Origin of the sequence: Ferrimonas marina, from assembly GCF_900129905.1 — a bacterium.
GTDB classification, from domain to species: Bacteria; Pseudomonadota; Gammaproteobacteria; order Enterobacterales; family Shewanellaceae; genus Ferrimonas; species Ferrimonas marina.
Genome location: NZ_FQXG01000009.1, coordinates 111,157 through 125,784, shown reverse-complemented (window position 1 = coordinate 125,784; position 14,628 = coordinate 111,157). Strand labels below are relative to the sequence as shown.

13 protein-coding genes and 1 tRNA gene are annotated in these 14,628 nt (G+C 60.6%); 7 read left to right on the top strand and 7 right to left on the bottom strand.

Going from position 1 to position 14,628, the window contains the following annotated elements:
• Positions 1-84: 84 nt before the first annotated feature.
• The 3 genes from BUC04_RS20120 to BUC04_RS20110 all read left to right on the top strand — a co-directional run bounded on the left by BUC04_RS20120 (position 85) and on the right by BUC04_RS20110 (position 3,878).
• The gene (locus BUC04_RS20120; protein ID WP_159437711.1) at positions 85-1,848 is read left to right on the top strand and encodes a DUF3413 domain-containing protein; all 1,764 of its coding nucleotides are present in this window, start codon (positions 85-87) and stop codon (positions 1,846-1,848) included.
• Between the two features lie 83 nt (positions 1,849-1,931).
• A tRNA-Pro gene (locus BUC04_RS20115) sits at positions 1,932-2,008 on the top strand.
• A gap of 244 nt (positions 2,009-2,252) precedes the next feature.
• Complete coding sequence (locus BUC04_RS20110; protein ID WP_067661966.1) at positions 2,253-3,878, top strand: phosphoethanolamine transferase; 1,626 nt, start codon at positions 2,253-2,255, stop codon at positions 3,876-3,878.
• Between the two features lie 84 nt (positions 3,879-3,962).
• Here BUC04_RS20110 and BUC04_RS20105 read toward each other — a convergent pair whose 3' ends face one another.
• The 4 genes from BUC04_RS20105 to BUC04_RS23775 are packed head-to-tail and all read right to left on the bottom strand — an operon-like array spanning position 3,963 to position 6,664.
• Positions 3,963-5,051, bottom strand: coding sequence for a 5-(carboxyamino)imidazole ribonucleotide synthase (locus tag BUC04_RS20105; RefSeq protein ID WP_067661964.1), 1,089 nt, complete (start codon positions 5,049-5,051; stop codon positions 3,963-3,965).
• A complete protein-coding gene (purE, locus tag BUC04_RS20100; RefSeq protein ID WP_067661962.1) occupies positions 5,048-5,527 on the bottom strand; it encodes a 5-(carboxyamino)imidazole ribonucleotide mutase in 480 nt (159 codons plus the stop codon). Before purE ends, BUC04_RS20105 begins: the two co-directional genes overlap by 4 nt.
• Before the next feature lie 9 nt (positions 5,528-5,536).
• On the bottom strand, positions 5,537-6,481 hold the full coding sequence (locus BUC04_RS20095; protein ID WP_067661960.1) for a sodium-dependent bicarbonate transport family permease: 945 nt from the start codon (positions 6,479-6,481) through the stop codon (positions 5,537-5,539).
• Positions 6,482-6,484: 3 nt separating this feature from the next.
• Positions 6,485-6,664, bottom strand: a complete 180-nt coding sequence (locus BUC04_RS23775; RefSeq protein WP_143165814.1) for a hypothetical protein — start codon at positions 6,662-6,664, stop codon at positions 6,485-6,487.
• A 259-nt stretch (positions 6,665-6,923) separates the two neighbouring features.
• Between BUC04_RS23775 and BUC04_RS20090 the strand changes: the two genes are divergently transcribed.
• Positions 6,924-7,847 carry a LysR family transcriptional regulator gene (locus tag BUC04_RS20090; RefSeq protein WP_067661958.1) on the top strand — a complete coding sequence of 308 codons (924 nt, stop codon included), beginning with the start codon at positions 6,924-6,926 and terminating at the stop codon, positions 7,845-7,847.
• On the opposite strand, the gene BUC04_RS20085 is transcribed toward BUC04_RS20090, so the two are convergent.
• The 3 genes from BUC04_RS20085 to BUC04_RS20075 form a co-directional block, all read right to left on the bottom strand.
• The gene (locus tag BUC04_RS20085; protein WP_067661956.1) at positions 7,844-9,124 is read right to left on the bottom strand and encodes a Y-family DNA polymerase; all 1,281 of its coding nucleotides are present in this window, start codon (positions 9,122-9,124) and stop codon (positions 7,844-7,846) included. The two genes, BUC04_RS20090 and BUC04_RS20085, sit on opposite strands and share 4 nt — an antisense overlap.
• A complete protein-coding gene (locus tag BUC04_RS23770) occupies positions 9,121-9,498 on the bottom strand; it encodes a S24 family peptidase (protein WP_067661954.1) in 378 nt (125 codons plus the stop codon). Before BUC04_RS23770 ends, BUC04_RS20085 begins: the two co-directional genes overlap by 4 nt.
• 167 nt (positions 9,499-9,665) lie before the next feature.
• A complete protein-coding gene (locus tag BUC04_RS20075) occupies positions 9,666-11,438 on the bottom strand; it encodes a choice-of-anchor I family protein (protein ID WP_067661953.1) in 1,773 nt (590 codons plus the stop codon).
• Between the two features lie 296 nt (positions 11,439-11,734).
• Between BUC04_RS20075 and BUC04_RS20070 the strand changes: the two genes are divergently transcribed.
• The 3 genes from BUC04_RS20070 (at position 11,735) to BUC04_RS20060 (ending at position 14,503) form a co-directional block, all read left to right on the top strand.
• Positions 11,735-12,442, top strand: coding sequence for a dioxygenase family protein (locus tag BUC04_RS20070; RefSeq protein ID WP_067661952.1), 708 nt, complete (start codon positions 11,735-11,737; stop codon positions 12,440-12,442).
• 171 nt (positions 12,443-12,613) lie between these two features.
• Positions 12,614-13,582: an endonuclease/exonuclease/phosphatase family protein gene (locus BUC04_RS20065; protein WP_067661950.1), complete on the top strand. Its 969-nt coding sequence runs from the start codon at positions 12,614-12,616 to the stop codon at positions 13,580-13,582.
• Positions 13,583-13,924: 342 nt separating this feature from the next.
• On the top strand, positions 13,925-14,503 hold the full coding sequence (locus tag BUC04_RS20060) for a DUF1826 domain-containing protein (protein ID WP_200804712.1): 579 nt from the start codon (positions 13,925-13,927) through the stop codon (positions 14,501-14,503).
• The last annotated feature ends 125 nt before the right edge of the window (positions 14,504-14,628 follow it).

Below are 14,628 nucleotides of genomic sequence, written 5' to 3'. Positions count from 1 at the left end.
CGTCGCATTAATCGCCGTACGATAGAGCAACCCATGGGGCGTTGAAGCCAACCAATGCAAACCGCTGATCCAAATCGCGATAAGGTGTCCCCCCTGGTTCTGTGGGGACACTGGTTCACCTTTGCCAACATCCTGCTGGCGATCCTGATCGCCAGCCGCTATGTGCTCGCCGAGGGCTGGCCCAGCACCCTGCTGGGCCAGGTGTACTTGGTGGCCAACCTGATTGGTCACTTCTCCTTCCTCGGCTTTGTGGTCTACCTCATCGCCCTGTTCCCGGTCACCCTGCTGCTACCCAACTCGAGGATATTGAGGGGCTACGCCGCGGTGGTGGCCACGGTGGCGCTGTCGGCGCTGGTGTTCGACACCCAGATCTTCACCTACTACCGCCTCCACCTCAGCCCCTTCGTACTGGACCTGGCCAGCTCGGATCTCAACGCCCTGCTCAAATCGCCGGTGCTGCTGTTGCTGCCGGTGGGCCTGATGGCGCTGCAGCTGGTGATCGCCAACGCGATATGGAAGCGGATCCATCGCATCCGTCGTCGCCGTATCGGCAGCCGGGTGACCACAGTGCTGGTCTCCTGCTTTGTTGCCTCCCACCTGGTGCACATCTGGGCCGATGCCGCGGTGTATCGCCCCATCACCTACCAGGACGACATGTTCCCGCTGCACTACCCCTTCACCGCCAAAGGGTTTATGGCGCGTCAGGGCCTGATGGACGATCAAACCCTGACCGAGCGGGTTCGGGAAGCCACCCCCACCCACCAGCTCAACTACCCGCTGGCGCCGATGCAGTGCAGCATCGACGAGCAGCCCAATGTGCTGATGGTGATAGTGGAGGCCTGGCGTGCGGACTTGGTCGATCAGCAAACCATGCCCAACCTGATGGCCTTTGCCGAGCAATCGCACTGGTTTACCCAGCACCGCTCCGGCAGCAACGAATACGGCAACGGTATCTACAGCCTGCTCTACAGCATGCTGCCCGCCTACGAGGCCTCACTGATCGCCGATAAAAAGCCGCCGGTAGTAACCGAGCAGCTCAAGGCCGCCGGTTACAAGCTGGCGATCTTCGGCTCCGAGGAGCTGTCGGAGTCGCGCTCCATGGTGGCGCTGCTTAGCGATTTTAAGCAGGTGCCCCAGCCCAGCGTTTGGGAGCCGGCGGAACAGGACCAGGCCACCGTCAGCCAGTTGATTGAACACCTCGGCAGCGCCCAGGGGCCGGAGTTTGCTTTGGCCACCCTGAACGCCCCGGCCTACTACAGCACCCCGGTGGGGTTTGTCGGCATCCCCACGGTGCGGCCAGAGCAGAAGATGAACCACGCCCAGCGGGTACTGTTCAACCAGTACCGTCAGTCGCTCTCCTTTATCGATGGCGAACTGGGCCGCTTACTGGACGCGGTGGACGATAACACCCTGGTGATCCTCACAGGCAGCCACGGCAACCTGTTCACTACCGACGGCAACGCCAACATGCGCGGCAACTTCTCCGATCCGGCGGTACAGGTGCCCATGCTGGTGCGCATGCCCGGCCAGAAGCCTCGAACCATCACCCACGCCAGCAGCCACTATGGGCTGGTGCCGGCGCTGATGACCAACCTGCTGCAGTGTGACAACCCGATCCGGGATTACAGTGTCGGCGAGAGTCTTTACCAGCCCCAGGCCCTGCCCTATCTGGTGATGGGCAACGACCGCAACTTTGCCATCAAAAGCAGCAAGGGCACCACGGTGATCAACCACCACGGTGAGTACCGGGTCTACAACAACGAGTACCGTCGCCAACGCGGCGCCAGCCTCGATGTTCCGACGCTGATCAATATGATGGAAGAGGGACGGCGCTTTCTTAGCCACTAAGACCTAAGCTGCGCAAAGATGCAGCGGTTAAGCCGCTGCAGCCTTGCAATTGGCCCGAAGCAAAGTATGATGACCTCCGTTGTCGGCCAGTAGCGCAGCTTGGTAGCGCACCGTCATGGGGTGTCGGGGGTCGGAGGTTCAAATCCTCTCTGGCCGACCATTTTAAGAAAAAACCGGTTCACGAAAGTGAGCCGGTTTTTTTGTGCTTCCTCCCCAAGCAGGTCTTCAACCTGGATGCCGTAGTCGAAACCCGAACGCCTAAGCTCCTCAAAAGAACCATCTTCTCTGGCCAACCTTTCAACCGAAAAGACCGATTCGCCGCGATGAGCGCCAAGGAACCATCTCTGCGCCGACACCGCTAGCAGCTATTGTTACAAAGCCACATCTCGTCGCGCGGAGCCGCTGTGAAGCCCAATAGCCTTCAGATCTCTCCTAATCTGCTGCCGCCGATAATTGCGCTGTATTTCCTTGTGGTCATCAACCTTCCCATCGCCCAGGAACTCTTCCGTATCCTGACCGGACTGGAAGCAGTAAAGATCGGCTTTGTTATCTCGATTCCGCTGTTCCTGTTCGCCGCCTTTCAGTTGATTTTTCAGCTGCTCAACTGGCCGAAGGTAGCCAAGCCAATCATTGCATTTCTGCTGATCAGCTCCAGCATGGTCAGCTACGCCATGCTCAGCTACGGCGTCTATGTCGACTACGGCATGATTGAGAACCTGTTCGAAACCAACCAGGAGGAAGCCGCCAGCTATCTCAGCCTGCGCTCCATCATCTGGGTGGGGATGATGGGCTTCATTCCTGCGTTGCTGCTGTTCCTAACCCGGCTCACCAAAACTACCTGGCGTAAATTTCTGCTTGCTAAGCTGGCCGGTATATTAGGCTCGGTACTGCTGGCTGCCGTCATCGCCGTGCTCTACTACCAGGACTACGTCTCGGTGGTAAGAAATTCGCCCCACCTGAAGAAGATGATCATCCCCACTGAGTACCTGATCTCGACAACCAAATACCTGAACAACACCTACCTGAAAAGCCCTGTGCCGTACCAACAGATCGGCTTGGATGCCAGGCTGAAGCCGGAGGCGAAGGACGCCAGCAAGCCCACCCTTCTGGTGTTTGTGCTGGGCGAAACCGCGCGGGTGTTCAACTACGCCTACTATGGCTACGAACGTGATACCAACGTCCACACTCGGCCCTATGACCCGATTTTCTTTGCTGACGTTCAATCCTGCGGAACCGCGACGGCGGTGTCGGTTCCCTGCATGTTCTCCAACATGAACCGACCCGAATACAGCAAAAGCCGAGCCTACAACCAGGACAATGTGGTCGACATCATGGCTCGGGCCGGGATCCAGGCTCTATGGCGTGAACACGATGGTGGCGATAAGGGGGTCGCTCATACCATCCGGGAGAAAACGCTGGTACCCCACGATGCCGACCACCTGTGTAACCAACAGAAATGTTACGACACGGCCATGCTGGAGGATTTTGCCGACGACACGACAAACCTGACCCAGGACAGCGTGCTGTTCTACCACATCTCTGGCTCTCATGGCCCCACCTACTACAAGCGCTATCCCAAGGCCCATCGGGCCTTTACACCGGACTGCCCCCGCTCAGACATCGAAAACTGTACCCACGAGGAGTTGGTCAACAGCTACGATAACACCATCCTATTTACTGACTTTTTTCTTGCTGAAGCCATCCGGCAGCTCAAAGCACTTCAAGACCAATATCACGTCGCGCTGCTGTACATCTCCGATCACGGCGAATCCTTGGGAGAGAACGGTGTCTATCTGCATGGCATGCCCTACGCCCTGGCACCGAAGGAGCAAACCCAGGTGCCCATGCTGTTTTGGGCCTCACCAGGCTTTGCCGGGCAGAAAGGGCTGGACCTGGACTGTTTACGCCAACGGGGCAGTGAGGACGCCTTCTCCCACGATAACCTGTTCGATTCGCTGCTGGGGCTGATGGACGTGGCCACAGAAGCTTACTCGCCAAGTCAGGACATCTTTGCTTTGTGCCGCGAGTGACGGCACTGACGTCACTGGAGCGGCCCTAAGACAAAAAAAAGCCCGCAGCAACGAATCACCACGGGCTGCCTGGGAAAACGAGACTTAGGAGTACAGAGTTTCCACCAGTTTCTGGGCTTGGCCGTGCACGGCACTGCTGTCGTTACCGCTGAGGTTGAGATGCCCCTGCTTGCGCCCGGCCCGCAGTGCCTTGTTGTACCAGTGCACCTTGGCATCCGGACACAACTCCGGCCTCGGCGGCTGTACCCCCAACAGGTTCACCATGGCGCTGTGGCTATGGGCCTGGGTCGATGCCAGCGGCCGGTCGGTGATCGCCCGCAGGTGATTTTCAAACTGGCAGGTGGCGCTGCCACTCTGGGTCCAGTGGCCGCTGTTGTGCACCCGCGGGGCCAGTTCGTTGATCACCAGCTTGCCCTCAAGCTGGAACAGCTCCAGGGTCAGCACGCCCACGTAGCCCATCGCCTCCATCACCTTGGCCGCCATCTGTTGGGCCTGCTGCTGCATGCCACGAGGCAGATTGGCCGCCGGGGCCAGGGAGCAACGCAGGATCCCCTGGTGATGGTGGTTTTCAGTCAGCGGGTAGAACGCCATTCGGCCGAAGCTGGAGCGCACGGCAATCAGCGACAACTCACGCTCAAACGCCACACCGCCTTCGGCCAGGTACTCCTGCCCCGACTGCAGTTGCGGCGATTCGGTGTCCCCCAGCTTCAAGCGCCACTGGTTCTTACCGTCGTAGCCCTCTTCACAGCTTTTGATGAACAGCGGCCAGCCCAGCTGGTTACCCAATTGCTGCCAATCCATCTTGGCGTCCACCGACTGCCAGGGCGCCGTGGCCAGCCCCAAACCATTGAGGAACGCCTTCTCGCGCTTGCGATGCTGGCAGATGGCCACCGCATCCGGGGAGGGGTGCATCGGCTCCAACCGATGCAGCGCCCGCAGCAAAGACAGCGGCAGCTGCTCCCGCTCCGGGGTCAGGACATCCGGCTTGCCCATGGCCAGGTAGAGGGCATCAGCGCTATCGCCCTCGCTCATGGTAACCAGGGTACCCAAACCTTCTACCGGCGAGGCGTCCTCTCCCGGCAGTGCCAGGAAGCTAAAGCGCAGCCCCCAGGGCAAGCCCGCCAGGGCCAGCATTCGGGCCAGCTGGCCGCAACCGATTATGCCAACCTTCATCGCACCACCTCCTCGGCCACCGAGTCGGTTTGCGACTGGCGCCAGTCAATCAATCGTTGAGTCAAAGCCGGATCGCCCAAAGCCAAAATCTGGCTGGCCATCAAGCCGGCGTTAAAGGCATTGCCGATCCCCTGGCAGGCCACCGCCACGCCTTTGGGCATCTGCACCATGGACATCAGGCTGTCCATCCCCTTGAGATCTCGGCTGCTCACCGGAACGGCGATCACCGGCAGGTGAGTCATGGCGGCGACCATACCGGCCAGGTGGGCGGAGCCTCCGGCTCCAGCGATGATCACCTTGATGCCACGCTCATGTGCCTGCTGGCAGTATTGGTAGAGGCGGTCCGGGGTGCGGTGTGCGGACACCACCTTGGTTTCGTAGTTCACCCCCAAGGCGTCCAGCGGCGTGAGGGCCCCTTCCATGGTGGGCCAGTCCGATTGCGAACCCATGATGATGCTGACGTGAACCTGAGACATAACTACTCCTTAAGCAACCGGAAAAAAATTCAGAATGAGCGCGCTGTAGAGGGGGATCCCCACCAGCACGTTAAAGGGAAAGGTCACCCCCAGTGAGGCGGTGATGGCGGGGCCTAGGTCCGCCTTGGGCATCGCCACCGAGAAGGCAGCGGGCACGGCAATGTAGGAGGCACTGGCGCCCAGAACTGCCAGCAGGATGGCGCCACCGGCAGACAGGCCCATGGGCAAGGCCACCGCGGTGGCCAGCAACGCGCCCATCAGCGGCATGGCGACACCAAAACTGGCCAGGAAGGAGGCATCCCGACCCATCTCGCGCCAGCGCTGGGCGGCTTTCTGACCCATGGCCAGCAGGAACAACGCCAATACACCATGGAACAAGCCACCAAACAGCGGCATGATCCGCTCGGTCTGGTCGCTGGCCAGCCAACCGATCAGCAGACCGCCGAGCAGCAGCACCATGCCCTGGTTGAGCATCACCTCACGCACCAGTTCACCGCGACCGGATTGCTTGGCCTTGCGGTTCTCCCGCGCCAACCACAACCCCACCGCGATGGCCGGGGCTTCCAGCACTGCGACAAACAGCGGAAAGTAGGGTTCGTAGGGGATGTTACGGCTCTCCAGGAAGGCCACGCCAACAGCGTAGGTCGCCACGCTCACCGAGCCATAGTGGGCGGCGATGGTGGCAGCGGAGATCCGGGGCATCTGGCCGATCTGCGCCAGGATGGGGAACGCCAGCAGCGGCAGCACCACACCCATGGCCAGGATGCCTAAGCATTGCAGCAGCAAGGTGGTGGTCAGGTGCTCTGACAGGGCGATGCCGCCCTTCAGGCCAATGGCCAACAGCAGCAGGATCACCAGGCTCTGGTACAGGCCTTCCGGGATGGACAGGGGTGAACGCAGCAGTTGCGCAGCGGCCCCCAGAATGAAGAAGGCAACGACGATATCCAGTCCCATGCCTTACCTCTTCTCCAGCGCCTGGGTGCCCCACTGGGGCCGCAACACCAGCGTCGCCGTTAATAGCAAGCCACCGGTGGTGGCCAGACCCCAGCTGGCCAGCCCGGCCAGTGCTAGGGCCGAGCCCAAGATCAGCACCGTCAGTGCCACAACCAACTCAAAAATCCCTCTGGGAGTGTTCATACTTCCGCCCTCGTAAAATATTGACGGCAGTTTGCCCTGAGGTTGAGATAGAGTTAAATTGATTCTTTGATAATTTTGTATAGATAAAAATCTATACATTGAGCCATCAGGCCCTGCCGCAGACTCAGAGCTAAGGCGTTGCCAGGGTTGGATCAAACCGCCATGAGGCCAAACCAGGCGCTATGCCAGACCCTTTGCCAGCGGGACTAAGCCAAAACAATCAATACTCCAACCAGACCGGGAGGCTAAGCAGAGCAGCATGCGGATCAAACCCACACTACGTCAGCTGGAGGTGCTGCTGGCGCTGAAGGAGAGTGGCTCGGTCAGCGCCGCCGCCGAGCGTCTACACCTGACCCAGCCCACGGTGTCGATGCAGTTGAAGAAGCTCACTGACATGGTGGGCATGCCGCTGTATCACCAGATCGGCCGTCGTCTGCAGTTCAGCGATGCGGGCAAGCGGACCGTGGCCACCGCGCGGGAGGTGCTGGAGAATCTGGATCGGTTGCAGATGGATCTGGCGGATCTGCAGGGGCTGAAGCAGGGCACCCTGCGCCTCGGGGTAGTGACCACCGCCAAGTACTTTATCCCGCACCTGCTGGGGGATTTTTGCGAACGTTATCCGCAGATCGAGATCGACTTCAAGGTGGGTAACCGCCAGCAGGTGATCGACCGTCTATCCGAGGGTCGGGACGATCTCTACGTGTTCAGTCACCCGCCGGAGGACGCGCCCCTGACCCTGCACCCCTTCCTCGACAATCCACTGGTGGCCATTGCCGCCGACACCCACCCCTGGGCCAAACGCAAGAGCATCTCGCTGGCGGAGTTCGCCACCGAGCCGTTTCTGATCCGGGAGAAGGGTTCCGGCACCCGCTACGCGCTGGAGCGCTTTCTCAAGAAGCAACGGCTCAAGCTCAATGTGCGTATGACGGTGGAGAGTAACGAGGCGATCCGCCACTCGGTGATGTCTGGGTTGGGGGTCTCTATCCTGTCACAGCACACCCTGGCCTTTGGTGGTGACGCCGGCCTGGCTATCCTGCCGGTGGAGGGGCTGCCGATCTCCTCGCGCTGGTCCATGGCTCACCACAAGGGCAAGCCACTGACCCCGGTGGCCGATACCTTCCTGCGCTGGGCCGAGCAGCGCACCCTGAGCTACCCCATCGAGTACGGCGGCGAGGGCAGCTAGTAGGCCAGCGCCAGTTCATCCCAGCGGGTCAGTGCCCGCGGCGTGTGGCAGGAGCCGTACACCTCCTGCCCTGCCCCCAAGCTGCAGCGCCCCAGGGTGACGGCATCCCGGCCAAACCGACCGTGCAGCTGCCCCAACACCTCAGACAGCGCGTCGGATTTTTCGCTGTCGCTGCGGCTGAACAGATCGCCCTGGCGATGACTGAGCGGCGTGGGGTCGAGCAACGTCACCCCTATCTTGCCGTACAGCACCCCGTTTTTATGCAGCTTCGCCGCCCCCTCCCGCACCGCCCGGGACAGGGTCAACAAATCCTGGGTGTGCAGGCCCAGGGGTACTGTCACGCTATGGTTGAACGGGGTCACCCGCTGGTTAAAGGCCGGGGTCGCGGCGTAGACGCTGAGCTTGGAGACCGTCACCTGCTGAGCCAGCAGCTTCTCGTGAGCGCAGGCGAGACGGTCGGCCAGTCCCCGTGCCAGCTGCTCCTCGCAGCAAAACTGCTGGGACGGAGACAGCGAGCGCATCGAGCAGATGGTCTGGCTGTGATCCGAATAACCCGGCTCCAGGCAGGCGATGCCGTTGAGCTCCATATGGGTCCGCTCCATGTTGACCCCAAACACCCGGCGTAGCTCGCCACGGGGGGCCTGGGCTAAGTCCAGCGCCGTCTCGATACCCCGCTCCAACAGCTTGGGCGCGGTGCGTTTGCCCACACCCCACAGCTCCTCGACACCCACCCGGTCAAGGATGTGGCGGTCCTGCTCACGCACCTCGGCGATCTGCTGCTTAGAGAACTCCGGGAAGCGCTTGGCCACGTGGCTGGCCACCTTGCTCAGGGTCATGGTGGAGCCAAAGCCCACCCCCACCGGATAGCGCAGCTCAGACCACAGACGCTGCTTGATGCCCTGCCCCTCCGCTAGCCAGTCACACTGGGCCCGGCCATAAAGCGCAAAGCATTCGTCCACCGAGTAGGGCCACACCTCCGGCGCCAGTTGGCCCAGGGTGTGGTGGAAGCGGCGGCTGGCCTCGGAGATGTGCTCAAAGGTGCTGGAACGCACCGCCACCTGGTCAAGCTGGGCTTTGGGCAGGGTCTTGCGCTGTTGAAACCAGGGCTCAAACTTACGCAGCCCCAGCGCGCGGGCCTGATCATTGGCGGCGATGATGATGCCATCCTGGGCGCTGAGCACCACGATGGGCCGGTGGCGGATCTGGGTCTCGGTAAGGGCGTAATACTGGGCGTAGGCGCTGTTAACGTCGATCAGCGCAAAGGTCAGCCCCTTCACAGTGCCGGAAGCTCCGCCGGGCGCTGCCACAACCGCACACTGGAGGTGATCACCCCCTCGATCTCCGGCAGGGATTGGCGGCCTTCTGGCGTCCATAACACCGGCTGTGTGGCGGACTCGCTGTCAAGAAAACCCAGGGTGAACTCACCGTCAATCACCGCGGCTATCAGATCGCGGTGTTTGGGCTGGCGTCCCCGCTCCAGCACCAGCAGATCGCCCCGGCGGATCCCAAAGCTTTTGAGTTTGTCGTTAGCGGCGCGCAGGTACTGGGTGGCAGCAGGCTTGCTGATCAGCAGCGCATCCAGGCTCAGGGCCACGGGGTTTTCATAGTCGTTGGCGGGCGACGGAAAGCCAAAGACGGGATAGCCAGACATAGAGCACCACAACAAACTGTACGTTTATACAGTGTAGCTAACAGCCCTGTTTCGGAGCAAGCGGCGATGCGGCTGTACGGATACAGATGGCCAGATTGTAAGCAACCCCCTGAGGCGAAAACGCAAAAGGCAGCCCTAAGGCTGCCTTTTTGCTTAGGGTGCACCGCTTACTGAGCGGTGATCTCCCACACGGTCAGCGAACCGCTCACCTCGTTACCCACCAGCAGCAGCGGGTTACCGGTGGGGCTGTCAGTGTCCGCCACATACACCAGGCTTTCCGGTGCCAGGTCGCCGATGCCGTCTTCAGCGGTCAGCCCTTCGGTCAGGTCGCGGTTGATCACGTAAGTCTCAAAGCGGCTGTTGTAGGGGTTGGTGACGTCATACACCATGATGCCGCCCATCCGCTCCAGGCCAACAAAGGCGTAGGTCTTATCATCCATCACGCCCACGGTCAGTGCTTCCGGCTCGGCCCCTTTGTTCTCGGAGCGGGAGTCGCCTTCGTTCTCGTCATCGCCGTTGTTGAACGCGTTGCCATGCACCGCCGCGGTGATACGCTCGATTTCGTCGCCGGAATCGAACACCACCATGCCGTTCTGATCCCAGATGGTGAAGGAGCGGGCACCGTAGGCGTAAGCATGCTCGTACTCGCCATCCACCTCACCCAGGGCATTGGAAACACGCAGACCGCTAATCTCGCCGCCCAGCTGCAGTGCTTCCAGCTTGGAGCCCGCTACCGCCGGCAGCTCCTCCAGCTTCACCTCTTCGGTGAAGGCCAGGCAGCCGTCGTCTTCATCGTAGTCCTGACCACCGGCCGCCACACAGGCCGCCTCATCCGCCACGTCGAAGAAGTACTCACGGGCATCCCCTTCGTTGGCGGTGACCAGGAACGGCGCGCCGTTCCAGCTGAAGGAAGCGATGGTATCCGGCATGTAAACGCCATACAGGCCGTCGTACTGACCGAAGCTGACGGTGCCATCTTCGTTGCCATCCAGGTTCAAACCGGCCCAGTCCTTAAAGCCCAGACCAATCACCTGCACGCTGTTATCGCTCAAGTCGACGATGGCCAGGCCGTTGTTCTCCTGCAGGGTAACGTAGGCCATGGCGTTGGTGGCAGTGATGTACTCCGGCTCCAGATCCTGCGCTACCGTGGTCTCAATCAGGTTGCCGTTGATGGTGCGACCCGCCGGGTTGGGGAAATGCATGCCCATCGCTTCCAACTCAGCCTGCATGCCGTTGTAGGCGGTAAAGCCAATCAGGGTGGCAGTGTCCGCCGGGACGCCGTCGGCCACTGCGATCACCGCGATGGAGCCTTCCGGATCGTTGCTGTAATCGCCGCTGGGCTCACCCTCGTTGGCCACCAGCACCTTGCTGCCATCCGGGGTGAAGGTCACCATGTCCGGCAGGTTGCCCACCTCAACAGCGCTGAGCATCATCGGCGCGCCATCATTCAGGCCGTTGTAGAACACGATGAAGCCTTTGTCGGCCTGGCTATCCGCCTCAATGGCCACGGCCATCAGATCGCCACTAACGGCAATGCTGTTGGCGCCGCCCAGAGCTACGCCATCCACCTCGGTGGGCAGAGCCAGCGCAGTGGAAACCAGGTTGGTTTCGCTGATGGGTGCAGCCAGCGCCTCAGAGGTGAGGCCGGAGGCGTCAATCATCTCCACGGTATCGTCAGAGCTGTTGATGGCATAGATCATCTGGCTTGCGGCGTGGTACTGGACGATCTCCGCCGCACCCTCGGCGTTGAGGACAATGCGCCCGACCGGGGTCAGGGCGATGCCGGAGACAGCCGCCGGGCCGGGGGCACCGTCTTGACCGTTGACACCATTGGCGCCATCAACGCCGTTCACACCATCCTGACCGTCATCGCCGTCACAGCCAACCAGCGCCAAGCTCAGCAGCACTGCCAGAGAGGTCATGCTCTTCTTAAAAACCATGGATTATTCCCATTGAAAGTGATTGATTTCGAGTGGGATTTTGTTGACCAAATGTTACTGGTAAATGAAGAAACATTGTCACTTCTGACTCACTCTCATGACTGCGCTTGTTATGTCAGTGCGATGAAAGCGAGCCTCTGAAAGCCAGTGCTATCCAATCGAGACGAACGGGCAAGCCTAAAATGGCGGTGCACATCAGGCCTGCCAGCTTGCCCCTGACCAAAGCGGATCTTCCCTGCTTGCGATTGCGTTGAATGATGTAGGCTGAACTAAAGAGGACGGTAGGAGGGCAAGCGATGAAACGACGCAGCGTCATGGCCTTGGGCGCCATCGCAGCAGGGGCTGGTGGGCTTTGGTGGCAAAAAAGCAGCCTCGCCAGCTGGGTGCTAAACCAGGGGCTGGCCATCACCCCCGCCCCCATTCAGACTACTGCCGAGTGTGTACTCACCCCCGAGCAGTCCGCCGGCCCCTTCTACTTCCGTTCGCCAGACCGACAAGACATCCGCGAGGGCAAAGCCGGCCTGCCACTGAACCTCACCATCCAGGTGGTGGACGTTGACCAATGCACCCCGGTGGCCGATGCGGTGGTGGAGATCTGGCATTGCGATGCCGACGGTCAGTACAGCGGCTACACCGAGGCCGACAGACAAGGGCCTGAGCGCGCCGCGTTTCTGCGTGGCGGCCAAATCAGCGACACACAGGGCATGGTTAAGTTTGTCACCGTCTTTCCGGGGTGGTACACCTCACGCGTCACCCACATTCACGCCAAGGTCCATGCCCAGGGCCAGAGCTACCTCACCACCCAGCTCTACTTCCCTGATCCCCTGGTCAACGACATCTATCAGGCCCACCCCGCCTATACCGCCCGAGGCGCCTCCCCTCACTCGCTCAGTACCGACATGCTGCTCAGCCGCTATCGAAACGGCACAGGATTGCTACTGGAACCGGAAGGCTCCATCGAGGGCATGACCGCGAATATCCGCTTGGGGGTTCGAGCCGGGTAAGCGGGCGCTCACCTCTAAGGCAGCACAATGGCCAAGGTAACCCGAGCGCGTGTAAAGGATTAGCAGCACCAAAAAGAGAAAAACGCTAAGCCATTTAACTTGTTAGCACCCAGAGTCGGATAAGTTGGCGTAGAATGGTCTGCCCTGAAACAGCCCTCTGCGGAGACACGGATGAAAACGCGCCACAAGACGTTAGTTGGCCTGCTGCTGCCACTGGCCATGACCCTGGGACTGGCCGGTTGCAGCTCTCAATCCCCTAAGCAAGACCCCACACCGCCGCTCAAAGCGGGCACTGCGCTGCGCATCGGCACCTGGAATGCAGAGCACCTCAGTGAGGTGATCGGCGCCGGCTGCAAACCCCGCGATGAAACCGAGCTGGCCACCTTACGCCAATACGCCAGCACCCTGGCGTTGGATGTGGTTGCTCTGCAGGAAGTGGCCAGCGAGGAAGCGGTGCAGGCGATCTTTCCCAGCAGCGACTGGCAGGTGGTGATCTCACCGCGTGCGGACAGCGACACCTATACCTGCCGCGGCAGCGAGCGCGAAAGCACCCAGCAGAAAGTGGCCTTTGCCATCCGCAAGGGCATCGCTTTTGACTACGACCCAGCCCAGAACCTGCCTCAACTGCAATACAGCCCGGGCGCGCGCCTTGGCCTGGTCATCACCTTGACCGACGCCCAGCCCAACCTCACCTTGCTCAACCTGCACCTGAAAAGTGGCTGCTTTGTCGAAGATTTCCGGATTGAGGACAACAAGGCCTGTCCGGTACTCGCCGGCCAAGCCGAGGTGCTGCAACAGTGGATTGATCAACGCTTGGAGGACAACGCCGCCTTCATGCTGCTTGGCGACTTCAACCATCACCTGGATAAGCCGGGCAACCAACTCTGGCAGGCGCTATCCCACACCCAGGGCCAACCCAATGGCCTGACCCTGGCGGTGGAGAACAACAGCTACTGCAGCCCCTACTACGAGGGTGCTATCGACCACCTGCTGGCCGACCCCATCAGCGCCAAGATGGTGGTACCTGGCAGCGGCTTCGTTGATTACTACGGCAAGACCCCACAGACCATGACCGCCGAGGAGATGCTGGCGGATCACTGTCCTACCTACGTCGATCTTTACCGAAGCCCGGCGAAATAGGCAGCCAGAGCGCTGCTAACAACCGTCTCAAGCTAACAAGACACAATGCGAGCCCGCCCTTGGGCGGCTCGCAAACCCTCCCTCCCCTATAGATATATCCTGACCTTGCGCTTCCCGGCCCAGTCATTGCGCCGGCAATTCCACGGTCAAGAGCTGCTGGGCGTGAATGGCAATCCGCAAACGTTATGTTATAACGTTGTGATCATCTCCTAATGGCGAACGGCTGGCCAAAGCGGATCTATGACAACAACGACCTCCCCGAAAATGACCACCGAAAAACTGAGCACTGCAGCAGAGACCCTGACTGCGAGTACACTCGGTTCGACACCTGTATGGCGCCGAGTGAACGAACTGACCGATCTGGTTGAGATCTTTGACCCCGAGGTACAGATCTGCAGCTGGCAGCGGCAACTCGACCCGGCCATCGCACAATACCTCTGCGGGCTGGAGTTGAACCGCAAGCTCCAGGCGCTTGAGACCTTGGTACCGACAGATCCACCGGAGATCGGTGCCCTACCCGAGCATCCTGGTAAAACAGCGCTGCTCGATGACCTTGCTCTGCTGCGCGACATCCTGTGCGAGTTGCTGGGCAGCGAAGCGGCCGGCATGCGCCTAGCCAGACTGGGCCATGCCATGTGTCCTGGCTGGCACGTCGACAAAGTGGGGATACGCCTGGTGTGCACCTACCAAGGGCCTGGCACACAGTGGCTGGAAGATCAGAACGTTGACCGAGGGCAGCTCCGCTCAGAACAAGTAAGAAATGGCCGCGCAGTCGAGGCAACTCCAGGTGAGATCGTGCTGCTTAAGGGCGCGATTTGGCAGGGAAACCAAGGCTATGGTGCCATTCACCGCTCGCCAGAACTGACGGTAAATGCACCTCTGCGAACCCTGGTGACGTTGGACCCGTTTTGGCGGGAGTGAGGCAACAGTAAGATCGGGAGTCCGACAGCGCTTCGAATAGCACTCGCCCCATCACTTTGATTGGGTAAGTTCGATCGTTCTGAACTCTTGAATCCCTAAACCACCTCGAAAGCACATTCGGGTCA

Coding starts and splice junctions, on each gene's coding strand:
- BUC04_RS20070 (WP_067661952.1), top strand. CDS start 11,735: ATGAAACGACGCAGCGTCATGGCCTTGGGCGCCATCGCAGCAGGGGCT.
- BUC04_RS20065 (WP_067661950.1), top strand. CDS start 12,614: ATGAAAACGCGCCACAAGACGTTAGTTGGCCTGCTGCTGCCACTGGCC.
- BUC04_RS20095 (WP_067661960.1), bottom strand. CDS start 6,481: ATGGGACTGGATATCGTCGTTGCCTTCTTCATTCTGGGGGCCGCTGCG.
- purE (WP_067661962.1), bottom strand. CDS start 5,527: ATGTCTCAGGTTCACGTCAGCATCATCATGGGTTCGCAATCGGACTGG.
- BUC04_RS23770 (WP_067661954.1), bottom strand. CDS start 9,498: ATGTCTGGCTATCCCGTCTTTGGCTTTCCGTCGCCCGCCAACGACTAT.
- BUC04_RS23775 (WP_143165814.1), bottom strand. CDS start 6,664: ATGAACACTCCCAGAGGGATTTTTGAGTTGGTTGTGGCACTGACGGTG.
- BUC04_RS20105 (WP_067661964.1), bottom strand. CDS start 5,051: ATGAAGGTTGGCATAATCGGTTGCGGCCAGCTGGCCCGAATGCTGGCC.
- BUC04_RS20090 (WP_067661958.1), top strand. CDS start 6,924: ATGCGGATCAAACCCACACTACGTCAGCTGGAGGTGCTGCTGGCGCTG.
- BUC04_RS20075 (WP_067661953.1), bottom strand. CDS start 11,438: ATGGTTTTTAAGAAGAGCATGACCTCTCTGGCAGTGCTGCTGAGCTTG.